The organism is Pseudomonas sp. HB05 (assembly GCF_016756915.1).
Classification (GTDB): domain Bacteria; phylum Pseudomonadota; class Gammaproteobacteria; order Pseudomonadales; family Pseudomonadaceae; genus Aquipseudomonas; species Aquipseudomonas alvandae.
In genome coordinates, this window is sequence record NZ_JAESPG010000043.1 from 1 (window position 1) to 26,242 (window position 26,242).

A 26,242-nucleotide genomic window follows, 5' to 3' on the forward strand; every position below is an offset into this window, starting at 1 on the left:
CCGCTTTCGACCGAGAGGATCGAATCGCCAATAGAGCCAAACAACACCGCCCTATCAACTCCTTCAACGCTTCGATGAACTGAAGCGCCTGACCTATCGAAACCTACTTAACTCATTGAAACTCAAGAAGTTTTCCGTTTCGACTGCGCCGGAAGTGGGGCGAATTATAGACACCTGGAATCTGCCGTCAACCCTTTATTTCGGTTTTCTATCAATAAGTTGCGCAGCACTGGCAAACCCGTCACTTTCGCGCCTTGAATCCCTCTTCTATATAGAGGGAAGACTCAAAGGACCCCTGCTTCCCTGAGCGCTGTCACCGTAGCTTCATCCAGCCCCAACACCCTCTGCAACACCTCAAGCGTATGTTCCCCTAATAAAGGGGGCGCATTGCGATACTCCACAGGCGTATCGGACAGCCTGATCGGGCTGGCCACTTGCGGCACTTTACCGGCTAGCAGGTGTGGCAATTCCATCGCCAACCCACGCGCCTGAACCTGAGGGTCGGCAAACACCTGGGCAAGGTCATTGATTGGCCCACACGGCACGCCCGCCTGCTCCAACTGAGCTACCCACTCGGCAGTGGTCTTGAACACCGTCGCCTGGCGAATCAATGGAATCAACACCGCTCGATTCGCCACCCGCAGCTTGTTGGTAGCAAAGCGCGGGTCATACGCCCACTGAGGTTGACCGGCAACCTCAGCGAACTTTCGGAACTGTCCGTCATTACCCACGGTAAGGATGAAATCACCATCAGCCGTAGGAAAATCCTGGTAAGGCACGATGTTCGGGTGAGCATTGCCCAACCGCTTCGGCGCATTTCCCGTGGTCAGGTAATTCATAGCCTGGTTAGCCAGACAAGCCACTTGAACATCCAGCAAGGCCATGTCGATGTGCTGTCCGCCGCCGGCATGATCGCGGTGAGCCAGAGCCGCGAGAATGGCAGCGGTTGAATACAGACCCGTGAGGATATCCGTCAGCGCGACCCCAACCTTCACCGGCCCCGCGCCCTCATCCCCCTCTGGCCGACCGGTCAGGCTCATCAAGCCCCCCAGCCCCTGAATCATGAAGTCATACCCGGCGCGCTTGGCATAGGGCCCGGTCTGTCCAAAACCAGTGATTGAGCAGTAGATCAATTGTGGATTGATCACCTTTAGCGATTCATAGTCCAGGCCATACGCAGCCAGACCACCCACCTTGAAGTTCTCGATCAGAATGTCGGACTTGGCTGCCAGCTCTCGCACCAGCCGCTGACCCTCTGGACGTGTGAAATCAATAGTCACCGACTGCTTGTTGCGATTGGCCGACAAATAATAAGCGGCTTCGGTCGTGTTCTCGCCTCGGGCATCCTTCAGGAAGGGCGGCCCCCAGGCGCGCGTATCGTCACCATTGCCAGGCCGCTCGACCTTGATGACGTCAGCCCCCAGGTCCGCCAGGATCTGTCCAGCCCATGGCCCGGCCAGGACCCTCGATAAATCCAATACCCGCAGATGCGAAAGCGCGCCCATGACCGTTCTCCTATTAATAGAACGCCTGGATACCGGTTTGCGCACGCCCGAGGATCAGCGCATGCACGTCGTGCGTGCCTTCATAAGTGTTCACGACTTCCAGATTCACCAGATGACGAGCAATGCCGAACTCATCGGAGATACCATTACCGCCCAACATGTCCCGCGCCATACGCGCAATATCCAACGACTTGCCACAGGAGTTGCGCTTCATGATCGAAGTGATCTCTACCGCCGCGCTGCCTTCATCTTTCATGCGACCCAGGCGCAGGCACCCCTGCAAGGCAAGCGTGATTTCAGTTTGCATATCCGCCAGTTTTTTCTGGATCAACTGATTCGCAGCGAGCGGCCGACCGAACTGTTGGCGGTCCAGTGTGTATTGGCGAGCGGTATGCCAGCAGAACTCAGCGGCTCCCAAAGCGCCCCAAGAGATGCCGTAGCGGGCCGAGTTCAGGCAGGTAAACGGACCCTTCAGGCCACGGACATCAGGAAAAATGTTTTCTTCTGGAACGAATACATTGTCCATGACGATTTCGCCGGTGATCGAGGCGCGCAGCCCGACCTTGCCATGAATAGCCGGCGCGCTCAGGCCCTTCCAGCCTTTCTCAAGAACGAAACCGCGAATATCACCAGCGTCGTCTTTGCCCCAGACCACGAATACATCAGCGATAGGACTGTTGGTGATCCACATTTTGCTGCCCGTCAGGCTGTAGCCACCTTCCACTTTGCGTGCACGAGTGATCATCGCACCTGGGTCCGAACCATGGTTTGGCTCGGTCAGACCAAAGCAGCCGATCCATTCACCCGATGCCAGCTTCGGCAAATACTTCTGCTTTTGCGCCTCGGTCCCGAATTCATTGATCGGCACCATGACCAGCGAGGACTGCACGCTCATCATCGAGCGATAGCCGGAATCGACGCGCTCCACTTCGCGAGCGATCAGACCGTAGCTCACATAGTTCAGCCCACTGCCGCCGTATTGCTCGGGAATGGTTGCTCCCAGAAGGCCTACCTCCCCCATCTCACGGAAAATCGCCGGGTCGGTTTTCTCATGGCGGAACGCCTCCAGCACTCGCGGTGCCAGTTTCTGCTGGGCGAACTGCTCGGCAGTGTCGCGAATCATGCGTTCTTCTTCGGTGAGCTGCTGATCCAGCAACAATGGATCGATCCAGTTGAAGCTCGCTTTGCCGGCCATGAAAGAGTCCTCGCCAATTAAATGAAAATCGTGGATTGATCCTAGGCGCGGTTTCCTACAAGGGCAAACGAGGATTACGCACTATGCTGTGCTAATTTCTCACTCCGTAAACGCCATAAACCCTGTTTAAGCAGCTATTGAGTGAGGCTTACGTACATGCGCCGCAAAATCCCCAGTACCGCCGCCTTGGTCAGTTTCGAGGCTGCCGCACGCCATGAAAGCTTCACCAAGGCGGCACAGGAGCTTTCCCTCACGCAAGGCGCTATATGCCGACAGATCGCCAGCCTGGAGGATTTCCTCAGCGTCGAGCTTTTCCGACGCTCGCGCCGTGGGGTCAAACTGACCGAAGCGGGTCTTTCCTACAGCCGCCGGGTTGCCACCCAACTGGATGCCGTCGAGCGCGACACACTTTCCGTGATGGGGCACACCGGCGCGAACGTAATCGAGCTAGCAGTGGTTCCGACTTTCGGCACCCAATGGCTGCTACCACGCCTCAAGGACTTCCAGCAGCAACATCCGGAAGTCACGGTCAACTTGACCAACCGCACGCGACCCTTTCTCTTTGCAGACACTGAGTTTGACGCTGCAATCTATTTTGGCGATGCAGACTGGTCCGGCACCGAATCCCACAAACTGATGGGTGAGAATCCGATGCCGGTATGCAGCCCTGCCTTACTGGGAGACCGGAAGAGCCTGACACCGGAGGCCATTGCCGATTTGCCCTTGCTCCAGCAGACCACGCGCCCGTATGCGTGGCGCCAATGGTTCAACGCCCAGAACCTGAACATTGCGCGAGACCTGACAGGTCCGCGTTATGAACTATTCTCCATGCTCGCCCAGGCAGCCATGCACGACATGGGCATTGCGCTGATTCCACCCTTCCTGATTCAGCGGGAGTTGGCCGAAAAACGGCTGGTCGTGGCCAATCGTAATGGGCTGTCGAGCATCAAGGCCTACTACCTGATGATTCCGGAGCGAAAGGTCGAATCCGCCTCTCTTCGAGCTTTTCGTGATTGGCTCGTGAAACAGGCAAACAACTATCTCATTGATTAATAATGAGAATTTTAAATCGAATTTAGGTAGTCAACTAACAGAGAACGCTACAGATATAAGTTTATGTCGCATTCAGTCAATCTGTTACAGGGAGCGTGCAGTAGTCTCCAAAGCGTGGAAATACATGGCTTTGAGCCATATCGCACAGCGCATCAGGGCTTATTCATCTGGCCGATGGGAAAAATTGCAAAATTGAACCGGAATCCTTGGAAAGCACGGCCTGCAAGGGGTTAAGCCCAATAATTGCGACATTCGGTCACAGGGTGACTTGTAGTTAATTTTCCGTCACCCGTCATAATCCCTTGAAGGGCTGAATTTTCGCCTGCAAAATGCCGCGCCCCGCCTGGTTTGGCGGGATCGTGCTGATCGGCCGCCCCAGCCGCGCCATCCGAAGTGCCTGGGTTTACTCAATAAGATCACGCAGGAGATTTGACGTGCACATTGGTGTTCCCCTCGAAACCCAACCGGGTGAAACACGGGTTGCTGCTACCCCGGAAACCATCAAGAAATTGATCGGCCAAGGCCATAAAGTCACCGTCCAAAGCGGCGCCGGTATCAAGGCCAGCGTTATCGACAGTGCCTATGAGGCGGTGGGTGCAACCATTGGCAGCGCCAGTGATGCATTCGGCGCCGAACTGATCCTCAAGGTGGTTGCCCCGAGCGACAGCGAGCTGACGCTGATCAAGAGCGGCACCGTGCTGGTGGGCATGCTCAATCCGTTCAACAACGAAACCATCTCCAAGCTGGCCGAACGTGGCATCACCGCTTTCGCCCTTGAGGCTGCGCCACGTACCTCCCGCGCCCAGAGCCTGGATGTGCTGTCGTCTCAAGCGAACATTGCCGGCTACAAGGCCGTGCTGCTGGCCACGCATTACTATCCGCGCTTCATGCCAATGCTGATGACCGCTGCGGGCACCGTAAAAGCGGCGCGCGTGCTGATTCTTGGCGCGGGTGTGGCGGGTTTGCAGGCGATTGCCACAGCCAAGCGCCTGGGTGCAGTGATCGAGGCTTCGGACGTTCGTCCTGCGGTGAAGGAACAGATCGAATCCCTCGGCGCCAAGTTCGTCGACGTGCCTTACGAGACTGACGAAGAGCGTGAATGCGCTGTCGGTGTCGGTGGCTACGCCCGGCCCATGCCGGCCAGTTGGATGCAACGTCAGGCCCAGGCTGTGCACGAGCGCGCCAAGCAGGCTGACATTGTTATCACCACCGCGTTGATTCCAGGCCGCAAGGCACCGACGCTGCTAAGTGCTGAAACCGTCGCGCAGATGAAACCCGGCTCTGTGGTCATCGACCTCGCAGCGGCCCAGGGTGGCAACTGCCCGTTGACCCTGGCTGATCAAGTGGTTGTCGAGAACGGCGTCACCATCGTCGGCCCGACCAACCTGGCCGGCGAAGTCGCGGCCGATGCTTCGGCGCTGTACGCCCGTAACCTGCTGGACTTCCTGAAGCTGGTCTTCACCAAGGAAGGTCAGTTCGACGTGAACCTGGAAGATGACATCGTCGCCGCGTGCTTGATGTGCCGCGACGGCCAAGTCATCCGCAAAAACGCCTAAGCAGGGATTCAGACAATGGAAGAGCTTATCTCCCCCGGTATCTACAACCTGATCATCTTCGTGCTGGCGATTTATGTCGGTTACCACGTGGTCTGGAACGTAACACCCGCACTGCACACGCCGTTGATGGCGGTGACCAACGCCATTTCGGCCATCGTGATCGTCGGCGCCATGCTCGCCGCCGCGCTGACCGTAACGCCTCTGGGCAAGACCATGGGCACCCTCGCCGTGGCCCTGGCCGCGGTGAACGTGTTCGGTGGCTTCCTGGTAACGCGCCGCATGCTCGAGATGTTCAAGAAAAAAGCCCCGAAAGCCGTAAAAGAAGAGGCGCCCAAGTAATGAGCATGAACCTGGTAACGACGCTCTACCTGATCGCGTCGATCTGCTTCATCCAGGCCCTCAAAGGCCTTTCGCACCCGACCACCTCCCGCCGCGGCAACCTGTTCGGCATGCTCGGCATGGCGCTGGCGGTGCTCACCACTGTGGGCCTCATCTATAAGCTCGGTGCCGAGCTAGCCACCGCCGGCATCGGCTACGTCATTGTCGGCCTGCTGATCGGCGGCACCGCCGGCTCGATCATGGCCAAGCGCGTAGAGATGACCAAGATGCCGGAGCTGGTCGCCTTCATGCACAGCATGATCGGCCTGGCTGCCGTCTTCATTGCTATCGCTGCTGTTGTCGAGCCGCAATCCCTGGGCATCGTCAAACAACTCGGCGACTCGATTCCGGCCGGCAACCGCCTGGAGCTGTTCCTCGGCGCCGCCATTGGTGCAATTACCTTCTCCGGTTCGGTGATCGCCTTTGGCAAGCTCTCGGGCAAATACAAGTTCCGCCTGTTCCAGGGCGCACCGGTACAGTTTGGCGGCCAACACAAGCTCAACCTGATCCTGGGCCTGGCAACGCTGGGCCTGGGCCTGACCTTCATGTTCACCGGCAACCTCGGCGCGTTCGCCTTGATGCTGGCCCTGGCGTTTGTCCTGGGTGTGCTGATCATCATCCCGATCGGCGGTGCGGACATGCCGGTGGTGGTGTCGATGCTCAACAGCTACTCCGGCTGGGCCGCGGCGGGTATCGGCTTCTCGCTGAACAACTCGATGCTGATCATTGCCGGTTCGTTGGTGGGTTCGAGCGGCGCGATCCTCTCGTACATCATGTGCAAGGCGATGAACCGCTCGTTCTTCAACGTGTTGCTCGGTGGCTTCGGCAACACCGCCGATGCGGCTGGCCCGGCAGGCTCGAAGGAAGCCCGCCCGGTGAAATCCGGTTCGGCTGACGATGCGACCTTCCTGCTGACCAACGCCGACACGGTGATCATCGTGCCGGGCTACGGGCTGGCGGTAGCGCGGGCGCAGCACGCGTTGAAAGAGTTGACCGAGAAGCTGACCCACCACGGCGTGACCGTGAAATACGCGATCCACCCGGTGGCCGGTCGCATGCCCGGGCACATGAACGTCCTGCTGGCCGAGGCCGAAGTGCCTTACGACCAGGTGTTCGAGATGGAAGACATCAACTCCGAGTTCGGCCAGGCCGACGTGGTACTCGTCCTGGGCGCCAACGACGTGGTCAACCCGGCGGCGAAGAACGATCCGAAGTCGCCGATTGCCGGCATGCCGATCCTCGAAGCCTTCAAGGCCAAGACCATCATCGTCAACAAGCGCTCGATGGCCAGCGGTTATGCCGGCCTGGATAACGAGCTGTTCTATCTCGACAAGACCATGATGGTCTTCGGCGACGCCAAGAAGGTCATTGAAGACATGGTCAAAGCCGTGGAATAAGTTACTGTGGTTTTTATCAAAACGCCCCGACTTGTCGGGGCGTTTTGATTTGTATCAAGGCAAAACATTACCGATCCGGTAACAATGTTTTGCCTGAAACGCCCGTAATAGACGCCTTAAATGCGACTTTTGTAGCGGGTCGGGCTCGACGCGAATTCTCTAGACTGCGCATCCAGCTTCTTGCCCGAGATAACCATCCATGTACCGTGATCGCATCCGCCTGCCTTCGTTGTTGAATAAAGTGATGAGCGCTGCCGAAGCAGCCTTGCTGATTGAAGACGGCATGACCGTCGGCATGAGCGGCTTTACCCGCGCCGGAGAAGCGAAGGCAGTGCCTCATGCACTGGCTGAACGCGCGAAGGTCACTCCGCTGAAAATAAGCCTGATGACCGGCGCAAGCCTGGGCAACGATCTCGATAAGGAGCTCACCGAAGCGGGTGTGTTGGCGCGGCGCATGCCCTTCCAGGTGGACAGTACCCTGCGCAAGGCCATCAATGCCGGCGAGGTGATGTTCATTGACCAGCATCTTTCAGAAACCGTTGAACAGATGCGCAACGCCCAGCTCAAGCTGCCGGACATCGCCGTGATCGAAGCCGTGGCCATCACTGAACAAGGCCATATTGTGCCAACCACATCGGTAGGCAATTCGGCGAGCTTCGCGATTTTCGCCCGGCAAGTAATTGTCGAGATCAACCTGGCCCACAACCCTAACCTGGAAGGCCTGCACGACATCTATATACCGAGCTACCGTCCGACTCGCTTGCCGATTCCCCTGGTAAAGGTCGACGACCGAATCGGCAGCACTGCCATCCCGATTCCTCCTGAAAAAATCGCAGCAATTGTCATAACCCAGCAGGCAGATTCCCCTTCGACCGTATTGCCTCCGGATGATGACACCCAGGCGATTGCCAACCACCTGATCGACTTCTTCAAACAGGAAGTCGCGGCCGGACGCATGACCAACAAGCTCGGCCCCCTGCAGGCAGGTATCGGTAATATCGCCAACGCCGTGATGTGTGGGTTGATCGACTCCCCGTTCGAAGACTTGACCATGTACTCCGAGGTATTGCAGGACTCCACGTTCGACCTGATCGATGCCGGCAAACTGAGTTTCGCTTCTGGCAGCTCCATCACCCTGTCGGCTCGACGCAACGCGGACGTGTTCGGAAATCTGGAAAGGTACAAGGACAAATTGGTCCTGCGGCCGCAGGAAATATCCAACCATCCTGAGGTCGTGCGCCGCCTCGGCATCATTGGCATCAACACCGCGCTGGAGTTCGACCTGTATGGCAACGTCAACTCTACCCATGTGTGCGGCACACGGATGATGAACGGTATCGGCGGCTCGGGTGATTTCGCCCGTAATGCCCACCTGGCCATTTTTGTCACCAAGTCGATTGCAAAGGGAGGCGCCATCTCCAGTGTCGTGCCGATGGTCAGCCACGTGGACCATACCGAGCATGACGTCGACATCCTGGTGACCGAAATCGGCCTGGCCGACCTGCGGGGCCTGGCGCCAAGGGAGCGGGCCCGAGTGGTCATCGACAATTGCGTGCACCCAGCCTACCGCCAAGCGTTGAATGACTATTTCGAAGCCGCGTGTGCCTTGGGTGGGCATACCCCGCATATCTTGCGTGATGCACTGAGCTGGCACCTGAACCTTGAGGAAACGGGACGCATGTTGGCTGTTTGATACAGCTGGGTCAGTGCAGTCGTGAATACAGTTTTGCTTGCTCGCTGTCATCCGAGCTGTAACTGGAGAAAACTGTACTGCTGTACCGGTGTTTTCTTACAGTCTTTTCCTACAAAACACCCGCTCAAGCGTAAAAACGCACCAATATAGCGCGCACAGGTACAGTTGCCTCAATATCGACCAGTACACCGCTCTTTAACAGTTAACTGGTCTCTCACAATACAAGTGAACTGTATCTAGAGAGACTGGCCAAACGGGAGGATCATGGGCACCAGTCAAACCACTACCTAATCCCGCCACAAGCGGAAGGATGTCAACCATGGAACGTACACTCAGTTCCGAGCTGTTTTTCGAAGACAAAGCTGAAAAAAACCAGGCTTCCCTGCCTCTTCGCGTTATTGCCAACCTGATGTTGTGGCAGCGCCGCATTGCCAGCCGTCACCAACTGGCTCGTTTGGATTCGCGCCTGCTGGCTGATGCCGGTATCAGCGAAGCACAACGCTACGAAGAGCTGAGCAAGCCGTTCTGGCGCTAACTCAGCGTCGCTGGCCCTGACCCACCGGGTCCACCGCCAGCACTGAATTGAACAAACAAGACCCGTCGTGGGAAACCACGACGGGTCTTGTCGTTTCAGGGTCCTGATTTACAAGACAGCAACAGTTTTTATATTTTTAAAATCGACCAGTACAGTTCCAAGTAAGCGCTTGACGCTGAAGCGCCGCACGCTAAAGGACATTGCAAAGCTGCCAGCGAACCGTGTTCTGTCCTAATATCGAGGCGAACGTGGCGAAGCGAGCCAGTCTCCCCTTTCAGCTACATGCACCTGCATCACCCTCATACCCAAGGAGTCTCATCATGATCCGTCTTCGCCTGCTTAGCGCAGTTGCCCTGTTGGCCGTAGCCGCCCATTCCAATGCCAGCAGCTTTATCGTCACCACTGACTCCATCGTAGGTGCGCTCAAGGCCACATCCGACGTAACCTCCGATGCCACCTCATCGCTGCGAGACAACAAGATCGTCCAGGCCGCCCGAGACGACGCGGCAAGCTTCGTCGCCAGCAACGGCGCGATTCGCGGTGTGAAGCTGGAGAGCGCCCTCGATTACATCCGCCAGCAGGCACCGCAGCTCAACGCAACCGATGCACAGCTGGCCCAGGCCATCCTGGTCATCTGATGGAACATGAAACATCGGGCGCCAAAAGGTGCTCCGATGTTTCAACGCTGGCTCTGGCACGCCGGTTTGCGCTAGCCTTCAGGCTCGCCATCAACCGTCGAGTCCCATGCGTTTTTACCAACATTTGTTCGTCTCGTTCTGTGTCGCTTCTTGCTGGACTGTCCCGGCCCATGCTTTCGACGTGTCCACCCAGCAATTGGTCGCCAGCGGTTATGCCACGAGCCTGGTGACCTCCGCGCCCTTCGACAATAAACTGGTCGCTGCCGCTCGCGATGACGCTGCGGCATTTGTGGCCAGTGACGGACAGTTGCGAAGTGCGCAGTTGGAGTCGGCCCTGGATTACCTGCGCCGGACCCAACCAAAACTTCACGTCAGCGACCTTGAACTGGCACAAGCAATTCTCGTCCAATAGTTATCTTCATTTTCCGGAGTCGTTCCATGCGTAGCCCGCTGATTGCTGCCGCCCTAGGCCTGCTGGTGTTGGCCGATGTGGCCCAGGCACATACCCTGGTAGCCACCAGTAACATCATTGTTCGCGCCTCCCAGCGCACGATCGATTTCACATCCGACACCACTACTTCCATCCGTGATTCGAAAATCGTCCGAGAAGCCCACGACGACGCGGCCAGCTTCGTCGCCAGCAACGGCGAAATTCGTGGTGCTCATCTCGAAGCCGCTTTCGACACTTTGCGTACCCGGGTACCGGAAGCCCGTGACGCCAGCGACCAGGTTCTCGCCGAAGCCATCCTCGCATTGTGAGGCGGCTCGCCGCCTGGCTGACGGCTGGGGTCATGCTGCTCATGGGCAGCAATGCCCAGGCCGGCCTGCAGCTACACCTCAATGGCGACGGGCTGAGCCCGGCGCAACAGCAAGCCAGCCAGGCGCTGCTCGATGAAGCCATGCAGGCGTTGCCGCCGCGCTTCATCGAGCGACTGGACCGGCGCATCGACGTCGGCTGGACCGACCAGATGCCCGCCAATGCCTACGGCCAGGCTTCGCTGGTGTCGCAACTGGATCTCAACCGAAACCTGCTGGACAGCCTCACCGACGGCAGCGCTGCCACGCAAAAGACCCAGCGTCCCCATGGCACGGTACGGCGGGAAATGCTCGCCACCGTCCTGCACGAATTGACCCATATCTATGACCGCTCGCGCCTATGGCCAAGTGCCGAGCGTGCGCTGATCCAACGCTGTACCCGACGCAACGACAGTGCCGGATTGATCGGCCTCCCGGATGAATGCCGGGGCCAGAATGGCCGTCGCTTCACGCTCAGCGATGATCCGCGCCTGCTTGATCTCGCGGGCTGGCCGCAATATGTCGGCCGGCGCGGTGAACGGGAACAGCACAACCGCCAGGTCGCCCGCAGCCCGGACCTCTACGAGACGAGCAGCCCCAAGGAATTCGTCGCGGTCAACATGGAGTACTTTCTCCTGGACCCGAGCTATGCCTGTCGGCGCCCCGCCCTGTATCGCTACTACCAGGAGCACTTCGGTTGGGCGCCGGCCGCCAAGGACAGCTGCGCCAAGTCGTTTGCGTTTCTCAACGCCGGCAACGATTTCGCCAAGACGCCTCTCGGCAAGGTGGATCCGGAACGCGTCTATGCCATCGACTACCTATTGGCCGAAGCCAACCAGAACTGGGTCAGCCGTTGGGGCCACAGCATGCTCCGGCTGGTGATCTGCGCGCCGGGCCGCCCACGCGGGCCGGACTGTCGATTGGATCTGGACCAACATCTGGTGCTGTCGTACCGCGCCTTCGTAGGCGACGTGCAACTGTCGAGTTGGGATGGACTGGTAGGCAAATACCCGTCGCGTCTGTTCGTACTGCCGTTGGCCCAGGTGATCGACGAGTACACCAAGACCGAACTGCGCAGCCTGGCGTCGGTGCCCCTCAAGCTGTCGCGTGTCGAGATCGAGGAAACGGTCGAGCATGCTGCTGAAATGCATTGGAGCTATGACGGCAACTATTACTTCCTGTCCAATAATTGCGCGGTGGAGAGCCTGAAGTTACTGCGCAGCGGCAGTAATAATGAACAACTCAAGGGTCTGGACAGCATCATGCCCAACGGCTTGCTGGAAGTGCTCAAGGGCCGTGGCCTGGCGGACACAAGTGTGCTGGATGATCCCAAGGAGGCCTTGCGCCTGGGTTACCGTTTCGACTCGTTCCGCGAGCGCTACCAGGCCATGTTCGACGTATTGAAAAAACGTCTACCCATCCGGCAACAAACCGTCGAAGACTGGCTCGCGCTGGACGCCGCCGAACGCCGCGTCTGGTTCGAGCAAGCCGATCTGCGCACCAGCGCTGCGTTGCTCCTGCTGGAACAGGCCAGCTTTCGTCGACAGTTGCTGCTGGCCCAGGATGAAGTCAAGCAGCGCTATCTCGGGGCCCGTGAACTTCAGAACGGCGGCATGGAGAGGGCTAACGCGACATTGCAACAGATCCTCGCCAACAGCGGCTTCCTGAGCCGCCCGGCCGAACTGCTGGGCAGCACTGGCTATGGCTTGCCACAGCCCAGCGAATGGCAGCGACTGGAATCGGAAAGCAGCCTGCGCCAGAAACAGCTTCAAACGCTGACCGGCGACCTGGACAAGGAAGTCCGCGCCCTGCTTGAGCCGAGCCGCGCTGCTGAAATTGCTGCGAGCGAGGCCAATGTGAAAGAAATCGGCGAGCATTTGCGCAAGCTGCACAAGGCTGGAGGCGGCTTGGAGTTGCCCTGACCGCCGCATCTTCAAGCAATAAAAAAAGGGGCTCGGAAGCAAATTCCGAACCCCTTTTTCGTTGCTGAAAGCCGAATCGGATATCAGCCGAGACGCGCCTTGCGCACCCCATCAGCCAGAGCGGCACATAAGCTCAGCACCCCATCGATCGCCTGTTCCGACGTATCGGCGCTGGCGATATGGTCGATCAGCGCAGAGCCGACCACTACCCCGTCAGCCAACCGCGCAATAGCCGCCGCCTGCTCCGGCGTGCGGATACCGAAACCGATGCTGATCGGCAAAGCGGTATGTCGACGCAGACGCGCAACAGCTTCCTCCACATGTTCCAGCGTCGCGGCGCCGGCGCCGGTCACACCTGCTACCGACACGTAGTAGACGAAGCCGGAACTGCCGTTAAGCACAGTGGGCAGACGCACATCATCCGTGGTTGGTGTGGTCAGGCGGATAAAGTCCAGGCCAGCTGCCTGGGCCGGCTCGCACAGTTCGCTGTTGTGCTCAGGCGGCATGTCCACGACGATCAGGCCATCCACGCCGCAATCCAACGCTTCGCCGATGAAACGCTGCACCCCATAACGGTGGATCGGGTTGAAGTAACCCATCAGCACCAGCGGCGTCTCGGCATTGTCCTTACGGAACTCACGAACCATCTGCAGGGTTTTCGCCAGGTTCTGCTGGGCTCCCAGGGCGCGGATGTTCGCCAACTGGATCGCTGGGCCGTCGGCCATTGGATCAGTGAATGGCATGCCCAACTCGATGACATCGGCGCCTGCGCCAGGCAAGCCCTTGAGGATCGCCAGCGAGGTGTCGTAGTCCGGATCGCCAGCCGTGACAAACGTCACCAGGGCGGCACGGTTCTGTTCCTTGAGTTCGGCAAAACGGGTTTGCAGGCGGCTCATCAGTGTTTCTCCTGCTGGGACTGTTCCATGTGGTGCATCACGGTTTGCATGTCTTTGTCACCACGGCCGGACAGGTTGACCACCATCAGGTGCTCCTTGGGCAGGTTCGGCGCGCGCTTGAACACTTCGGCCAAGGCATGGGCGCTTTCCAGGGCAGGAATAATCCCTTCCAGGCGGCAGCATTTATGGAACGCTTCCAACGCTTCCGCGTCGGTGACCGAGGTGTATTGGACGCGGCCAATGTCATGCAACCACGCGTGTTCAGGGCCGATGCCGGGGTAATCGAGGCCGGCGGAGATCGAATGAGCGTCGATGATCTGGCCGTCTTCATCCTGCAACAGGAAGGTACGGTTACCGTGCAATACGCCTGGGACGCCGCCGTTCAGGCTCGCCGCGTGCTTGCCGGTCTCGATGCCGTAGCCCGCGGCTTCGACGCCAATGATATCGACGCTCTTGTCATCCAGGAACGGATGGAACAGGCCCATGGCGTTGGAGCCGCCACCGATGCACGCCACCAGGCTGTCCGGCAGGCGACCTTCCTGGGCTTGCAACTGATCGCGGGTTTCCTTGCCGATCACGGCTTGGAAATCGCGGACCATCGCTGGATAAGGGTGCGGCCCGGCCACGGTGCCGATCAGGTAGAACGTACTGTCGACATTCGTCACCCAGTCGCGTAGCGCTTCGTTCATCGCATCCTTGAGGGTACCGGTACCGGCGACCACCGGGATGACCTCGGCACCGAGCAGCTTCATGCGAAACACGTTGGCCTGCTGGCGTTCGATGTCGGTGGTGCCCATGTAGATAACGCAGTCCAGGCCGAAACGAGCCGCCACAGTGGCTGTCGCCACCCCGTGCATGCCGGCGCCGGTCTCGGCGATGATGCGTTTCTTGCCCATGCGCCGCGCCAGCAGGATCTGGCCGATGCAGTTGTTGATCTTGTGCGCGCCGGTGTGGTTCAGCTCTTCGCGCTTGAGATAGATTTTTGCGCCGCCACAGTATTCAGTCAGGCGTTCGGCAAAATACAGCGGGCTGGGACGACCGACATAATCCCGTTGGAAGTAGGCCAATTCCTCAATGAACGCAGGATCTTCCTTCGCCACTTCGTATTCACGGGCCAGATCAAGGATCAGCGGCATCAGCGTTTCCGCGACATAGCGGCCGCCGAACGCGCCAAACAGGCCGTTGGCATCAGGACCGCTGCGCAGGTTGAAGGGGGTCGTAGGCTGGGTCATCGGGCGCTCCAGGCAAATGCGTAGAAAGACAATGAGGCCACTCTACCCCTGACATCCTGCCCTGAAAACCGATAAGATCGCCGCAACCTGTCAGGAAAACTCACAGATACCATGAGCCGCGACCTGCCCCCCCTCAACGCCTTGCGTGCCTTTGAAGCCACCGCCCGCCTGAACAGCGTAAGCCAGGCGGCGGAACAGCTCCACGTCACCCATGGCGCCGTCAGTCGTCAATTGAAGGCGCTGGAAGAACACTTGGGTGTCAGCTTGTTCAGCAAGGAGGGGCGAGGCCTGAAACTCACAGATGCAGGCGCGCGTCTGCGCGACGCCAGCACCGAAGCGTTCGAGCGCCTGCGCACCGTTTGCGCCGAACTGACGCAAAGCACGGCGGACGCCCCGTTCGTGCTGGGCTGTTCGGGAAGCTTGTTGGCACGTTGGTTCATTCCTCGACTCGGCAGGTTGAATGCCGATCTGCCGGACCTGCGCCTGCACCTCTCAGCCGGCGAAGGCGACCTCGACCCGAGACGCCCGGGTCTGGATGCCCTGCTGGTATTCGCCGAACCGCCCTGGCCGGCCGACATGCAAGTATATGAACTGACCAGCGAGCGGATCGGCCCGGTGATCAGCCCGCGCTATGCCGAATTCACCCGTTTGTGCAACGCACCCGCCAGCGAATTGCTGGGCGAGCCGCTCTTGCACACAACCTCCCGCCCCCAGGCCTGGCCAACTTGGGCACAACAAAACGCCCTTGGACCCCAGGCGTTGAAGTTCGGGCAAGGTTTCGAGCATTTGTATTATTTACTGGAAGCGGCCGTGGCCGGGCTTGGCGTGGCAATTGCCCCCGAGCCGCTGGTCGCAGAGGACCTGCGTGCCGGTCGCCTGGTCGCGCCGTGGGGTTTCAGTGAAACCTCGGCGCGGCTGGCGTTGTGGCTGCCCAAGCGCGCCGCGGACGGGCGCGCCCGGCAATTGGCGCAATGGCTCAGGCAAGAGCTGAACCCATCGAACTAGTCACCGCGCTTGCACAACAAGTAAGCGGCCAGCAGACCCAGCGCGCCAACTGCAACGCCGGCCGTGGTCCAAGGGTGTTCCTGAGCGTAGTCGCGCGTGGCGATCCCGGTTTCACGGGTTTTCACCTTGACCTCTTCATACGCATCGCTGAGCAGATGCCGGGAATGTTTCAGCGCATTTTCGGCGTTTGCCTTGAGCGACTTGAGGGTCCTACGCGACTCGTCCGACGCGTCGTCCTTCAGGCTTTCCAACGACTTGAGCAGACTCTCGATCTCCGCTTCCATGCTTTGCAACGAGGCTTTGCGTAACGAAGTGCTGGCCATGGTGGCTCTCTCCTGCAGTGGTTGAGTAGCGTGTGTGGATTGGGACTGCGGCCGTTTGGGAAAGTGCAGTAAATCTGAACTTTCCGAGCGTAAACGGCGCCACATGTAAGGCGAAAAATCGCTGCTAGGCTGTTACAGACAACCAAGGAGAACGTCATGAGTGATCACCACACGTACAAGAAAGTCGAGCTGGTCGGCTCGTCTCCCACCAGCATTGAAGACGCCATCAACAATGCCTTGGCCGAGGCCAGCAAAAGCCTCAAGCATCTGGAATGGTTTGAGGTCACCGAGACCCGCGGCCACATCGAAAATGGCCGGGCCGCGCACTTCCAGGTCACCATCAAGGTCGGATTCCGGATCGCCAATAGTTGAGCGCTTTGAACTTGCACACTGGCGGAGTGCCATAGGGAATGGCGATGCGCTATGGTTGGTGCGTCGCGCCTTTGCGATACCTCTCTATTTGATCCGACCAAGGAGTGCGAGCGATGAAGAAGTGGATGGTGGCCCTGGGTTTGCTGAGCCTTGCGGGTACCGCCTTTGCGGCCGGCAAACCGTGCGAAGAGCTGAAAAGCGAAATCGCGGCGAAGCTTGATGCCAAAGGTGTGTCGGGTTACACGCTGGAAATTGTCGAGAAAGGCGCAGCGGCGGACGGAAAAGTCGTCGGCACCTGTGAGGGCGGTTCGAAGGAAATCGTCTACAAGAAATAATTGCTGAATATCAAAGCCGACGCACCGCGTCGGCTTTTTTATGGCCGCGATTCAGCCTTTCATGACCTGCGCCAGCAGTTCATACGAGTGCAGGCGGTCAGCGTGTTCATACAGGTCGCTGGTGAAAATCAACTCATCGGCCTGAGTCTGCTCGATCAACACCTCCAACTTGGCGCGGATTTTCTGCGGGCTGCCAATCATGGCCAGGCCGAGGAAGTCGCCTACCGCTTCCTTTTCATGGGGCAACCACAGGCCATTCATGGTTTCCACTGGCGGGCGCTGCACCAGGCTCTGGCCGCGCATCAACGCCAGGATCCGCTGGTATACCGACGTCGCCAGGTAATCGGCCTGTTCGTCGGTATCCGCTGCGACCAGCGGTACGCCAAGCATGACGTAAGGCTTGTCCAGTACCGCCGACGGCTTGAAGTGGTTGCGATAGACACGAATCGCCTCATGCATGAAGCGCGGTGCGAAATGGGAGGCGAATGCGTAGGGCAAACCGCGTTCTCCCGCCAGTTGTGCACTGAACAGACTGGAACCCAACAGCCACACCGGTACATTCGTTCCCGTGCCGGGCATGGCGATGATGCGTTGGTCCGGGGTTCGCGGGCCGAGATAACGCATCAGTTCGGCCACGTCATCAGGGAAATCATCGGCGCTGCCGGAGCGCTCGCGACGAAGGGCGCGTGCAGTCATCTGGTCCGAACCAGGCGCCCTGCCCAACCCGAGGTCGATCCGGCCCGGAAACAGGCTTTCCAACGTGCCGAACTGTTCGGCGATCACCAACGGCGCGTGGTTCGGCAGCATGACCCCGCCGGAACCGACGCGGATGGTCGACGTGCCTCCCGCCAGGTAGCCCAGCAGAACCGCCGTCGCGGAGCTGGCGATGCCGTCCATGTTGTGGTGCTCGGCCACCCAGAAGCGGGTGTAGCCATACTTTTCCACGTGCTGCGCCAGATCCAGGGAGTTGCGCAAGGACTGGGCGGCATTGCCATCGGCACGGACGGGTACCAGGTCGAGGGTTGAAAACTTCACTTCGGACAGCTGTTTCATGGGCCGGCATCTCCAACGGCGTACGAACTTTCCTATGGGCGAAAGCCTGCCGTTTCTCTAGGTGTGTCCTAAGAATGTGGGCATATACCCGAGTTTCAATAGTAGCGAAGAATTTTCCTACTAAATTGGTCGACTAATCGGCCGGGTGAACTTTATCGACCGGTCTATCCTCACAATCCTGGCACTGAAAAATACCCAGGCGCGAACCCTCGCGCCGGATCATGAGGAGGCACATATGGCTATCGTCAAGAAAGCATCGGCTCACTGGGAAGGTGACCTGAAGACCGGCATCGGCTCCATCTCCACGGAAACCGGCGTGTTGCGCGAAGCGCCCTATGGTTTCAAGGCCCGTTTTGAAGGCGGCAAGGGCACCAACCCGGAAGAATTGATCGGCGCGGCCCATGCGGGCTGCTTCTCCATGGCGTTTTCGATGATCCTCGGCGACGCCGGGCTCAAGGCTGACAGCATCGACACCAACGCCGAAGTGACCCTGGACCAGGTCGATGGCGGCTTTGCGATCACCGCAATCAAGCTGATTCTCAAGGCCAAGATCCCCGGCGCCACCCAGGCGCAATTCGAAGAACTGAGCAACAAGGCCAAGGAAGGTTGCCCGGTTTCCAAGGTGCTCAACGCCAAGATCACCCTGGATGCGACGCTGGTAAGTTGATGGACCGAGAAGACCGCAGCCTCTGGAAGGCTGCGGTCTTCTTTGATTTGCGATCTATTTACCCGAAGGCAATTGTGATCGAATGCAAGTCTGCAGTTTCAGCGCACCGGCAGTGCGCGCTGTATCGAGGAGCTCGAGCATGAAACGGTTTGCCCTGGCAGTCATCGGTTGCGTATTGGCCACTTCGACCCTCGCGGCCCCCAAACCCTGCGAAGAACTCAAGACCGAGATCGAAGCCAAGATCCAGGCCCAGGGCGTCACGTCCTACACCCTGGAAATCGTCACCAACGACGAAGTCCACGACCAGAACATGGTGGTGGGCACCTGTGAGAACGGCACCAAGAAAATCATCTATCAGAAGAACGATCGCTAGGCAGCGCTACGGAACACAATTGATTTGCCGATCCTCAGCGACGATTTCGCGCTTGGCGTTATAGAGCCGGGCGCTGGCGGAAAACGCAATATTGCGCCCTTCCAAGCGATAACGTTGGCCGGCTTCAAAATGGTCATAACGCACGAGCATGTAGCACAGTCGTTCTTGAGGCGCGCCCTGCATGCCCAGCCCACCGCCGACGAAAACCTCAAAGTCGAAGCGCACTTTCAGTTCATGGCTGCCCGGTGAAACCTGGAAAAATCGTCCGTCAGGGGATTTTTGACCATCCAGGCTTTCTGCCATCAGCAGCTTGCCGCCCGGCATCGGCGTGGCCAGATCGATCCACGCCATGTTCGGATCGACCTGCGGCAGCGGGCTCGAAGCACAACCGCTCATGGCAACAAGGGCCAGCCACAACATGTGTTTACGCATGGTGAATATCCTGGAGTCAGGTCTTGAGCATAGCGCTTATCAGCTTTGCTGGCAGCCGGCTGGCGTGCCTTGGCCCACCACTTTGCGCTGCTGGTCGTAAAGCTTGGCCCACGGACGGAAACCGATGCTGCCGGCTTGCAATTGGTAGCGCTGGCCCGCGTTGAAATCCTTGAATTTCACGTTCAACCGACAATCACGCCACAGCGGCTCGGCATTCGGGCCAATGTTGCCGGGCTCCACGGCAAATTGATAACGCACCGTCAGCTCGTGGCTACCCGGTTGAACTTCGAAGTACCGTCGATCGATGGACTGCTTGTCATCGACTTCCAGCGCTTGCAACGCCGTGTCCTGATGGTTTCCCAGGTCAATCCACGCTTGGGAGGGATCAGGATCGGGCAAACCGGCACAGCCGGTCAGCAGCAACAGGCCACTCGTCAGCATCAACACGCGCATAGCGAAGCTCCGGGCAGGCGAGATAGTCTGGAGGCAGACTTCCCAGGATGATTCCAAATTGATCAGGCAGCGTTCACGCCATCGGTTACTCGACCGTGTTTTCCGGATTTTGTTTCCAGCCCTCCTGCTTTTGTTACTCAACGGTTGTGCAAGCGTTGCTTATTACGGCCAGCTCGCCAGCGGACAACTAAGACTGCTACAAGCCCGCGAGCCGATCGACCGCGTCATCGCCGACCCCGCCCGCGATCCAAAACTGCGCGCGCACTTGAGCCAGGCACGCGAGGCCCGGGCGTTCGCCAGCGCACACCTGCACCTGCCCGATAACAACAGCTATCGCCTGTACGCGGACATCGGCCGCCCCTTTGTCGTCTGGAACGTCTTCGCCACCCCGGAATTTTCCCTGGCCCCGCAAAACCACTGTTTCCCCATCGCCGGTTGCGTGGCGTATCGCGGCTATTACAGCCAGGACGCCGCCCGAGGCGAGGCCGCGTTGCAGCAATTGCAGGGCATGGACGTGTCGATTGGTGGTGTAGAGGCCTACTCGACGCTGGGCTGGTTCAACGACCCGATCCTGAGTTCGATGCTGCACTGGGGCGACGAACGCCTGGCGACGCTGATCTTTCATGAACTGGCGCACCAGCGGTTCTACGTGAAGGACGACACGGCATTCAACGAATCCTTCGCCACCTTCGTCGAACAGGAAGGCACCCGCCAATGGCGCACCCATCGCGGGCTGGCGCCAGACAATGGCAACTCATTGCGCCAACGCGACCAGTTCATCCAACTGATCCTCGACACCCGCCAACGCCTGGAAACCCTCTACGCGCAACCCCTGCCGGCCGAGCAGATGCGCCAGCGCAAGGCCGCTGAATTCGAACGCCTGCGCAGCGACTACGAGCGAATGCGCGACAGCCAATGGGCGGGTGACAAGCGCTATGACGCCTGGGTCTATACGCCACTGAACAACGCCCGGCTATTGCCGTTCGGCCTGTATGACCAATGGGTGCCGGCGTTTGCGGCGTTGTTCAAGCGGGAAGGTGGGGATTGGGTTGCGTTTTATAGCGCAGTTGAAAAGCTCGGCCGATTGCCGGCTGATGAGCGCAAGGCAGCCTTGGAGGCATTGACTGCCCCCAAAATTGCTGACGATTGAACAGGTTTCATCGCGAGCAAGCCCCCGCACCAACCTTCAAAGCACCGCCGCTCCCCCTGTGGGAGCGAGCTTGCTCGCGATAGCGGCCCATCGAGCGACGCATATCCAACTGAAAGACAAACCCAACAGCCCTTCACCACCAAAAAGCTCCACCTACCCATGCGTCCCGCAACCTCGCAACACTGATCCCGCGCCGCGCCGGATCAAACGCCAACGCCTCACGCAACGCCAACCAGCAGCGCCGCGGCAACTTTCTCGGTGCCTTGAGCTGGCGCTCCAACCCGATATCACGCGCCTGGTTCGACGGTAAACGTTGAAACGGATGTTTGCCGCACGCCAGTTCGTAGAGCACGCAAGCCAGGCTGTAGACGTCGGCGCGTGCGCAGGGCGGTGCGCCTTCGAGCAATTCGGGGGCGGCGTAGCCTGGGGTCCAAGCGTTGAGGCGGTGGCGATTCAACGAGGGCAAGCCGTTCAACGGGCCTATTTCAGCCAGGCCCAGGCCGAAATCGAACAAGCGCACACCGTCTTCACACACCATGATGTTGCTTGGCTTGATGTCACCGTGCAGCACGCCTCGGTCATGGGCATGGGCAATGGCATCGAGCAGCGGCACGGCTATCATTTTCAGCTCGGGCCAAGACAGACCGAGGGGCCGTTCGCAAAGTAACTTGTCCAGCGTCATGCCGCGCATGAGTTCCATCGTGATAAAGGCAAGCCGGTGAGTGGCGTCCACTTCGAAGGTGAACGGACGCAATACGTTTGGATGCAGCAAGCGTCGAGTCAGGGCGAACTCGCTGTAAAGCAACGTGCTCGCGTCCGGTGCCCCATCAAACGCCTCGCTGAGCATCTTCAGTGCAATGTACGGATCCGGATCACCGAATTGTTCAAGAAGCAGGTCTCGGGCCCGATATACGACGCCCATGCCGCCAGCTCCAAGCAAACGTTCCAGGCGATAGCGTCCCGCGAGTATCTTCGGCGTTTCGCCGGCACAAGATTGGCTCGGTTCCAGCGTAGGCGATGCATCGGTGGAAGCGGAACAGGTCCGATGACGCTCGCCGTCACGTGGGAGCGCTTGTGCCGATTCAGGGCTGCTCACGCGCCAATCACCACAGCCGTCAGGTTATCCCGCGCAGCGCCCTTCAAAACGCCTTCGAAAAGACAGTCCAGCACCTTGGCTGGGGACGACAGGCCCATGGCGTCGCCAAGGGTTTGGCTACCCAGATCCTGATAAACGCCATCGGTGCACAACAAGAATTTATCGCCACGCTGAACATCCAGTTCCAGTATTCCCAGCCTCAACTCTTGCGAAGCGCCTATCGCTCTCGTCAATGCTTTCGCGGCGGGATGAGCATTTGCCTCGTCGCGACTGAAGCGGCATTCAGCGACCAGTTGTTCGCGCAGCGAGTGATCCCTGGACAGTTGGTATAAATGCCCACCGCGCCAGAGATAACAGCGGCTGTCGCCCGCCCAGACACACGCCGCACGGCGACCTTCCAGCAATAACGCCACCACCGTGCTGCCCAAGATGCCGAGCGGATTTGCCGCGGTGACGGTCAGCTCCTGACTCAAGCGCCGATTGGTCCAACGCAGGCATTGGCGCACGGCGTCCAAGCGCGCGTCGAAGTCTCGATACAGGGGCAGTTCGGCGAGATTGGCGACAATCAATTGGCTGGCGATATCGCCGCCCGAATGACCGCCCATTCCATCCGCCACTGCCCATAACCCCCGTTTCGGGCATTCCAGGAGTGCATCCTCGTTCCGCTGACGAACCTTGCCAGTGTCCGTCCGCGCGGCACTACGCCAGTCGCAGGCATGATGCATCAGAGCTGCGCCGGCATTCTGAAAGTGCGCAGCGCCGTCATATCGAACGGGTTCGGTGTGCGCTGGCTCGTCAACAGGAAATTAGCCCGCAGCCCGCCAAGATCGGCCTTGAGCACACGCACATCCCGACCGGCCAGGTACTCGGCCTGCATCAAGTCGAACAGACGAAACAGTGACCACGGCCCGGTATTCTTTTCGATACCGACTCCCCGCCCACCGGCCATTCGCTCCAATAGCAGGGAGGTCCGGCCGCCCTGCGCGTCAGTGGGCCAAGTGAAGGCCAGCGGCTGTATAGGTCCGTGACGGTACTCCAGCGTCTTGTCGCCGAAACGAAATTCGGATCGGCTCACGGCCGGGTCGAGTGTGTAGGGCTCAAGCTTGAACTGAATCTGTGGCTCGGCTGGATTGTCGATGAAAAAACCCTGGCGGATCGTACGGGCCGCCGCCATTTGATCCAGATAGGTTCTGGACATCGGCAAGCTCTGGCCGTCGAGGCTACGTAGACGGTAGCTTCCTGGGGTACCGCTGATGAACGGACGCATATAACTTTCGAAGAATCGGTCGACGATGCCCTGATCCTTGAAGAACTCGCGAAAATCATTGATCGCGACGTCACTGGCACTGTGTGCGCTGAACGGATACCGCTTGCTGATTGCCTTGCGGTAAAAACCGTACAACTCGCCCTGGTAGCGCTGGTTGAGGTGACGGTAGGAATCACTGAGTACGATGCGCCAGCTATCGTCGGCCAGCCCGTTGAACCACCCGTCGAATGGGCGCGGCAAACGAGCCGATGCGCTACGCAGGCTACCCAGTGCGTCTCGCTGGCCACCCATGCGACGCTTCGCCAACTCGAATGCGGCTTGCTCCGGATCGCTGGCCCGGGCCAGGGGCGCCAACTGCGCGTGGGTGTCTTCCAGCGCTTGCAAGGCCAAGGTCAGATCCACGGAGGGGCCGTTGTCAGGCTCAAGCAGGCGGTGCAACGGTTCGAAACGCCGTCGAAGGGATTTTTGCCCGGTATCCGGCAGTGAGGTTGCCAACGAGTCGGCGGTTTGTAGGGCCGCAGAGACAAGTTGCGTAACGGTGTTGTCGCTGTTTCCGGGCGTTTGCACCGGCTTGCCCATCGGTTCGACAAGGCCTTGGATGCGTGTGTGCTCACGTACCTGCACCAGCAATTGCAGAACCGGCGAATGGGCTGATGTCAGCCGCGCCAGTTGATCGGCCATCTCGCCTGCGCTGTGCGCCGTTTGCAGGGTGACCTGTCCGATCGCTTCGCTCCAACGGTCGGCATAATCACGGAAATAGAACTGTTCGAGCTCGATCAGAAGCTGGCGCATGTCTTTGCCGCTGAGGCTTGCGCCTTCGCCCAAGACCCAATTGTCCCGTAGCAACCCGCTGATCAGGCGGGTGCCTTGAGTTGAAAAATATTGCTCGTAACCCTGGCGGGTATAAAAACCTGGAATGACATGGTCAGTGCCGACCAGCAACGCCCCTTGGGGGCCAAGGTGTTGGTCGAGGCTGTATTTCGGCAAGTGGCTCGCCTGCTCCCGCAGCATCCGATAAACCACTGTAGCCAGGGACTCACTGCGCAACGCGCCCCGTGCCTGGGCCACCAGCGGCTGGTTGATTTCCAAGACAAAAGGCTGTTCCAACAGACGCTCGAAATGGTCCCTCAAGCCGTTTTGCACCGCCTCGTTACCGGGATAGCGCAGCGACCATTCTCGAGTGACCCAGTCCATGAGCCAAGGGTGATCGCGACGTTCGGGCTGGGCCAGCATCAAGTACGCGCGCAGGCTGTTGAGCAGATTTTCGCGCTCATTCAAGCGGCCGTGAATCTGCTCTTCCAACATTTGCGCAACCTGGGGTAGGAGCTGCGCCTTCAATTCGCGCTCATAAGCACCGAGCACTGCGGGACTGGCCGCCTCCCCTTGGTACAGACCAATGCGCTCGTATAGCGGCAGAGCCTTGGCGGGTGGAAAAACCTCTGTTGCGTTGAAACGGATATCAAGCGATTCGAGCATCGCGACAGGATCGTCATTTGCCACCCGCGCCGAACGGTGCTGCTCCCAACGTTGCGCCAACGTTCGCAGGTGTTCCAGGCGCTCGTGATTAGCCGAATAACCCTTTACCCACAACAATCCGAGCAGCCCAAGGGTAGCGAACGCGCCTAGGTAGATAGCCTGCCGCCACTCGATAGGGCGGCTCCGCTCGCGCTGACCGGGGCCCACCAAATCGGCCTCCGGGAACATGACTCGGGTAAACAGGTGATGAATGAATCGTCCGCTGCCCCTTTCACGTGGCGGCGATGTCTGTCCGCCTGCCAGACGAGATGACGCGGCAGCGCTGGTCAGATAGAACCCCCGCAGCGGACACGCCTCGCCCCTGAACGCCAGCTCGAACAGCAGGCACAGGTGAGGCCCGAGCTGCGCCAGTTGTTGTGGGAAATCCAGGATGAGGCCACGGCATTCACTGTCGCGCTCCTGATGCAAACGCAGGAGCAACTGGCTGTTGAGTCTCTGCAACAGCGCCTCGAACTCGCCACGCAACATGGCCATGTCGCAACCGCGCTGCGCCCCGCTGAAGCTCGCCCCCAACACCTGGTCGGCTTCCTCGCGCGTCAGCGAATCGAAGAACTCATTGAAGCCAGGAATGATGTCCGCCTTGCTGAGCACCAGATAGATCGGCACGTTGGCGCGCAGTTGTCGTTGAATCTCCTGCACACGGCTACGAATCTGGCCGGCCAGGTCGATGACGTCTTCTTCACAACCCTGCAATAGAACTTCAGCCGGCACGGCCACCAGCACGCCATTGAGGGGACGACCCCGGCGGTCTCGACGCAGAAGGTCGAGCAAGACGCTCCAGGCGCTACCATCCACCTCTTTATCCGTCTGGGTCAGATAGCGACCGGCGGTGTCTATCAACACCGCTTGATCGGAACAATACCAGTCGCAATCACGGGTACCGGCCATGTCGAGCAGAGGCTTTCGCTCAACACCATCGAACGCAAATTCGACGCCTGAACGCTCTAGCAGGCTGGTCTTGCCGCTGGCGGTCGGGCCAATCAGCAGATACCAGGGCAAGTCCTTGAGACTGCGTTTCCCGCCACCGGAATAGACGCTTGAGGATGTTCCCAGCGCCCTCTTGAAGCGCGAGCGAATTTCTCGCCGTGCATCGTCGACCCTGGCCTGGCCAAGCGTGCGAGACGGGACAGCATCGGGTTGGCTGGGTTTTTCTATCTTCCCGGACCGCTCGTTGAAGAAAACCATACCCAGGCCCCACGCCAGGAACAACAGGCTGATCGTCAACAAGCGTGCCGTCGGGGATGCCCAGAATTTATGATCGTCGATCGCCAGCAACGGCCCGAAAAACCAAACCAGCCCCCCGATACAAAGCGCACATAACAACGTCCAGGCCCAAGTCTGGCGCAGACAGGCCCCCACTTTTCTGAAAAGCGATTTCATGACAC

27 protein-coding genes are annotated in these 26,242 nt (G+C 59.2%); 16 read left to right on the forward strand and 11 right to left on the reverse strand.

Features of this window, described 5'->3' with window-relative positions; genetic code table 11:
* Positions 1-284 precede the first annotated feature (284 nt).
* Complete coding sequence (locus JMN22_RS25120; RefSeq protein WP_198798157.1) at positions 285-1,505, reverse strand: CaiB/BaiF CoA transferase family protein; 1,221 nt, start codon at positions 1,503-1,505, stop codon at positions 285-287.
* 13 nt (positions 1,506-1,518) lie between these two features.
* Entirely contained in the window at positions 1,519-2,700 is a 1,182-nt protein-coding gene (locus JMN22_RS25125; RefSeq protein ID WP_039593369.1) for an acyl-CoA dehydrogenase, read from the reverse strand.
* 156 nt (positions 2,701-2,856) lie between these two features.
* Here JMN22_RS25125 and JMN22_RS25130 point away from each other — a divergent pair, with 156 nt between their 5' ends.
* The 10 genes from JMN22_RS25130 to JMN22_RS25175 all read left to right on the forward strand — a co-directional run bounded on the left by JMN22_RS25130 (position 2,857) and on the right by JMN22_RS25175 (position 12,667).
* A complete protein-coding gene (locus JMN22_RS25130; RefSeq protein ID WP_198798158.1) occupies positions 2,857-3,753 on the forward strand; it encodes a LysR family transcriptional regulator in 897 nt (298 codons plus the stop codon).
* Between the two features lie 434 nt (positions 3,754-4,187).
* Entirely contained in the window at positions 4,188-5,309 is a 1,122-nt protein-coding gene (locus tag JMN22_RS25135) for a Re/Si-specific NAD(P)(+) transhydrogenase subunit alpha (RefSeq protein WP_198798159.1), read from the forward strand.
* Positions 5,310-5,324: 15 nt separating this feature from the next.
* Positions 5,325-5,648 carry an NAD(P) transhydrogenase subunit alpha gene (locus tag JMN22_RS25140; RefSeq protein WP_003187010.1) on the forward strand — a complete coding sequence of 108 codons (324 nt, stop codon included), beginning with the start codon at positions 5,325-5,327 and terminating at the stop codon, positions 5,646-5,648.
* Positions 5,648-7,084 carry an NAD(P)(+) transhydrogenase (Re/Si-specific) subunit beta gene (locus tag JMN22_RS25145; RefSeq protein WP_030139190.1) on the forward strand — a complete coding sequence of 479 codons (1,437 nt, stop codon included), beginning with the start codon at positions 5,648-5,650 and terminating at the stop codon, positions 7,082-7,084. The genes JMN22_RS25140 and JMN22_RS25145 overlap by 1 nt, the downstream gene beginning before the upstream one ends.
* 199 nt (positions 7,085-7,283) lie before the next feature.
* Positions 7,284-8,777, forward strand: a complete 1,494-nt coding sequence (locus tag JMN22_RS25150) for an acetyl-CoA hydrolase/transferase family protein (protein WP_198798160.1) — start codon at positions 7,284-7,286, stop codon at positions 8,775-8,777.
* A gap of 319 nt (positions 8,778-9,096) precedes the next feature.
* Positions 9,097-9,312, forward strand: coding sequence for a DUF1127 domain-containing protein (locus JMN22_RS25155; protein WP_003187014.1), 216 nt, complete (start codon positions 9,097-9,099; stop codon positions 9,310-9,312).
* A gap of 320 nt (positions 9,313-9,632) precedes the next feature.
* Complete coding sequence (locus tag JMN22_RS25160; RefSeq protein WP_198798161.1) at positions 9,633-9,950, forward strand: DUF2388 domain-containing protein; 318 nt, start codon at positions 9,633-9,635, stop codon at positions 9,948-9,950.
* Positions 9,951-10,056: 106 nt separating this feature from the next.
* The gene (locus tag JMN22_RS25165) at positions 10,057-10,362 is read left to right on the forward strand and encodes a DUF2388 domain-containing protein (RefSeq protein WP_030139187.1); all 306 of its coding nucleotides are present in this window, start codon (positions 10,057-10,059) and stop codon (positions 10,360-10,362) included.
* A gap of 26 nt (positions 10,363-10,388) precedes the next feature.
* The gene (locus JMN22_RS25170; RefSeq protein ID WP_003187020.1) at positions 10,389-10,709 is read left to right on the forward strand and encodes a DUF2388 domain-containing protein; all 321 of its coding nucleotides are present in this window, start codon (positions 10,389-10,391) and stop codon (positions 10,707-10,709) included.
* Complete coding sequence (locus tag JMN22_RS25175) at positions 10,706-12,667, forward strand: DUF7844 domain-containing protein (protein ID WP_030139186.1); 1,962 nt, start codon at positions 10,706-10,708, stop codon at positions 12,665-12,667. Before JMN22_RS25170 ends, JMN22_RS25175 begins: the two co-directional genes overlap by 4 nt.
* Before the next feature lie 83 nt (positions 12,668-12,750).
* On the opposite strand, the gene trpA is transcribed toward JMN22_RS25175, so the two are convergent.
* Positions 12,751-13,563, reverse strand: coding sequence for a tryptophan synthase subunit alpha (gene trpA / locus JMN22_RS25180; protein WP_198798162.1), 813 nt, complete (start codon positions 13,561-13,563; stop codon positions 12,751-12,753).
* A complete protein-coding gene (trpB, locus tag JMN22_RS25185) occupies positions 13,563-14,795 on the reverse strand; it encodes a tryptophan synthase subunit beta (protein ID WP_198798163.1) in 1,233 nt (410 codons plus the stop codon). The genes trpA and trpB overlap by 1 nt, the downstream gene beginning before the upstream one ends.
* A 111-nt stretch (positions 14,796-14,906) precedes the next feature.
* Between trpB and JMN22_RS25190 the strand changes: the two genes are divergently transcribed.
* On the forward strand, positions 14,907-15,800 hold the full coding sequence (locus JMN22_RS25190) for a LysR family transcriptional regulator (RefSeq protein ID WP_198798164.1): 894 nt from the start codon (positions 14,907-14,909) through the stop codon (positions 15,798-15,800).
* On the opposite strand, the gene JMN22_RS25195 is transcribed toward JMN22_RS25190, so the two are convergent.
* On the reverse strand, positions 15,797-16,123 hold the full coding sequence (locus JMN22_RS25195; RefSeq protein ID WP_030139182.1) for a DUF883 family protein: 327 nt from the start codon (positions 16,121-16,123) through the stop codon (positions 15,797-15,799). The genes JMN22_RS25190 and JMN22_RS25195 overlap by 4 nt on opposite strands.
* Positions 16,124-16,279: 156 nt before the next feature.
* Between JMN22_RS25195 and JMN22_RS25200 the strand changes: the two genes are divergently transcribed.
* Both JMN22_RS25200 and JMN22_RS25205 read left to right on the forward strand, forming a co-directional pair.
* Positions 16,280-16,495: a dodecin gene (locus JMN22_RS25200; protein WP_003177209.1), complete on the forward strand. Its 216-nt coding sequence runs from the start codon at positions 16,280-16,282 to the stop codon at positions 16,493-16,495.
* Between the two features lie 113 nt (positions 16,496-16,608).
* Entirely contained in the window at positions 16,609-16,830 is a 222-nt protein-coding gene (locus tag JMN22_RS25205; protein WP_030139181.1) for a DUF1161 domain-containing protein, read from the forward strand.
* Between the two features lie 51 nt (positions 16,831-16,881).
* On the opposite strand, the gene JMN22_RS25210 is transcribed toward JMN22_RS25205, so the two are convergent.
* Complete coding sequence (locus tag JMN22_RS25210) at positions 16,882-17,883, reverse strand: LLM class flavin-dependent oxidoreductase (protein WP_198798165.1); 1,002 nt, start codon at positions 17,881-17,883, stop codon at positions 16,882-16,884.
* A 235-nt stretch (positions 17,884-18,118) separates the two neighbouring features.
* On the opposite strand from JMN22_RS25210, the gene JMN22_RS25215 reads away from it, so the two are divergent.
* Positions 18,119-18,550, forward strand: coding sequence for an OsmC family protein (locus JMN22_RS25215; RefSeq protein WP_030139180.1), 432 nt, complete (start codon positions 18,119-18,121; stop codon positions 18,548-18,550).
* Positions 18,551-18,689: 139 nt separating this feature from the next.
* Positions 18,690-18,923, forward strand: coding sequence for a DUF1161 domain-containing protein (locus JMN22_RS25220; RefSeq protein WP_030139179.1), 234 nt, complete (start codon positions 18,690-18,692; stop codon positions 18,921-18,923).
* 6 nt (positions 18,924-18,929) lie between these two features.
* On the opposite strand, the gene JMN22_RS25225 is transcribed toward JMN22_RS25220, so the two are convergent.
* Both JMN22_RS25225 and JMN22_RS25230 read right to left on the reverse strand, forming a co-directional pair.
* On the reverse strand, positions 18,930-19,355 hold the full coding sequence (locus JMN22_RS25225) for a PA0061/PA0062 family lipoprotein (protein WP_030139178.1): 426 nt from the start codon (positions 19,353-19,355) through the stop codon (positions 18,930-18,932).
* A gap of 39 nt (positions 19,356-19,394) precedes the next feature.
* The gene (locus JMN22_RS25230; RefSeq protein WP_030139177.1) at positions 19,395-19,808 is read right to left on the reverse strand and encodes a PA0061/PA0062 family lipoprotein; all 414 of its coding nucleotides are present in this window, start codon (positions 19,806-19,808) and stop codon (positions 19,395-19,397) included.
* A gap of 58 nt (positions 19,809-19,866) precedes the next feature.
* Between JMN22_RS25230 and JMN22_RS25235 the strand changes: the two genes are divergently transcribed.
* Positions 19,867-20,958 carry an aminopeptidase gene (locus JMN22_RS25235; RefSeq protein WP_198798166.1) on the forward strand — a complete coding sequence of 364 codons (1,092 nt, stop codon included), beginning with the start codon at positions 19,867-19,869 and terminating at the stop codon, positions 20,956-20,958.
* Positions 20,959-21,091: 133 nt separating this feature from the next.
* Here JMN22_RS25235 and JMN22_RS25240 read toward each other — a convergent pair whose 3' ends face one another.
* From JMN22_RS25240 to tssM, 3 genes are all read right to left on the reverse strand, one after another.
* A complete protein-coding gene (locus JMN22_RS25240) occupies positions 21,092-21,967 on the reverse strand; it encodes a serine/threonine-protein kinase (RefSeq protein WP_206768684.1) in 876 nt (291 codons plus the stop codon).
* An 83-nt stretch (positions 21,968-22,050) separates the two neighbouring features.
* Positions 22,051-22,779, reverse strand: coding sequence for a PP2C family protein-serine/threonine phosphatase (locus JMN22_RS25245; protein ID WP_198798168.1), 729 nt, complete (start codon positions 22,777-22,779; stop codon positions 22,051-22,053).
* Positions 22,779-26,237: a type VI secretion system membrane subunit TssM gene (gene tssM / locus JMN22_RS25250; RefSeq protein WP_198798169.1), complete on the reverse strand. Its 3,459-nt coding sequence runs from the start codon at positions 26,235-26,237 to the stop codon at positions 22,779-22,781. Before tssM ends, JMN22_RS25245 begins: the two co-directional genes overlap by 1 nt.
* Between the last annotated feature and the right edge of the window lie 5 nt (positions 26,238-26,242).

Excerpts from the sequence above, each read along its gene's own strand:
- JMN22_RS25120 (WP_198798157.1), bottom strand. The coding sequence starts at position 1,505 with ATGGGCGCGCTTTCGCATCTGCGGGTATTGGATTTATCGAGGGTCCTG.
- JMN22_RS25245 (WP_198798168.1), bottom strand. The coding sequence starts at position 22,779 with ATGCATCATGCCTGCGACTGGCGTAGTGCCGCGCGGACGGACACTGGC.
- JMN22_RS25215 (WP_030139180.1), top strand. The coding sequence starts at position 18,119 with ATGGCTATCGTCAAGAAAGCATCGGCTCACTGGGAAGGTGACCTGAAG.
- JMN22_RS25165 (WP_030139187.1), top strand. The coding sequence starts at position 10,057 with ATGCGTTTTTACCAACATTTGTTCGTCTCGTTCTGTGTCGCTTCTTGC.
- JMN22_RS25125 (WP_039593369.1), bottom strand. The coding sequence starts at position 2,700 with ATGGCCGGCAAAGCGAGCTTCAACTGGATCGATCCATTGTTGCTGGAT.
- JMN22_RS25205 (WP_030139181.1), top strand. The coding sequence starts at position 16,609 with ATGAAGAAGTGGATGGTGGCCCTGGGTTTGCTGAGCCTTGCGGGTACC.
- JMN22_RS25155 (WP_003187014.1), top strand. The coding sequence starts at position 9,097 with ATGGAACGTACACTCAGTTCCGAGCTGTTTTTCGAAGACAAAGCTGAA.
- tssM (WP_198798169.1), bottom strand. The coding sequence starts at position 26,237 with ATGAAATCGCTTTTCAGAAAAGTGGGGGCCTGTCTGCGCCAGACTTGG.
- JMN22_RS25230 (WP_030139177.1), bottom strand. The coding sequence starts at position 19,808 with ATGCGCGTGTTGATGCTGACGAGTGGCCTGTTGCTGCTGACCGGCTGT.
- JMN22_RS25140 (WP_003187010.1), top strand. The coding sequence starts at position 5,325 with ATGGAAGAGCTTATCTCCCCCGGTATCTACAACCTGATCATCTTCGTG.
- JMN22_RS25225 (WP_030139178.1), bottom strand. The coding sequence starts at position 19,355 with ATGCGTAAACACATGTTGTGGCTGGCCCTTGTTGCCATGAGCGGTTGT.
- JMN22_RS25130 (WP_198798158.1), top strand. The coding sequence starts at position 2,857 with ATGCGCCGCAAAATCCCCAGTACCGCCGCCTTGGTCAGTTTCGAGGCT.
- JMN22_RS25150 (WP_198798160.1), top strand. The coding sequence starts at position 7,284 with ATGTACCGTGATCGCATCCGCCTGCCTTCGTTGTTGAATAAAGTGATG.
- JMN22_RS25220 (WP_030139179.1), top strand. The coding sequence starts at position 18,690 with ATGAAACGGTTTGCCCTGGCAGTCATCGGTTGCGTATTGGCCACTTCG.
- JMN22_RS25200 (WP_003177209.1), top strand. The coding sequence starts at position 16,280 with ATGAGTGATCACCACACGTACAAGAAAGTCGAGCTGGTCGGCTCGTCT.
- trpA (WP_198798162.1), bottom strand. The coding sequence starts at position 13,563 with ATGAGCCGCCTGCAAACCCGTTTTGCCGAACTCAAGGAACAGAACCGT.
- trpB (WP_198798163.1), bottom strand. The coding sequence starts at position 14,795 with ATGACCCAGCCTACGACCCCCTTCAACCTGCGCAGCGGTCCTGATGCC.
- JMN22_RS25190 (WP_198798164.1), top strand. The coding sequence starts at position 14,907 with ATGAGCCGCGACCTGCCCCCCCTCAACGCCTTGCGTGCCTTTGAAGCC.
- JMN22_RS25210 (WP_198798165.1), bottom strand. The coding sequence starts at position 17,883 with ATGAAACAGCTGTCCGAAGTGAAGTTTTCAACCCTCGACCTGGTACCC.
- JMN22_RS25160 (WP_198798161.1), top strand. The coding sequence starts at position 9,633 with ATGATCCGTCTTCGCCTGCTTAGCGCAGTTGCCCTGTTGGCCGTAGCC.
- JMN22_RS25170 (WP_003187020.1), top strand. The coding sequence starts at position 10,389 with ATGCGTAGCCCGCTGATTGCTGCCGCCCTAGGCCTGCTGGTGTTGGCC.
- JMN22_RS25195 (WP_030139182.1), bottom strand. The coding sequence starts at position 16,123 with ATGGCCAGCACTTCGTTACGCAAAGCCTCGTTGCAAAGCATGGAAGCG.
- JMN22_RS25145 (WP_030139190.1), top strand. The coding sequence starts at position 5,648 with ATGAGCATGAACCTGGTAACGACGCTCTACCTGATCGCGTCGATCTGC.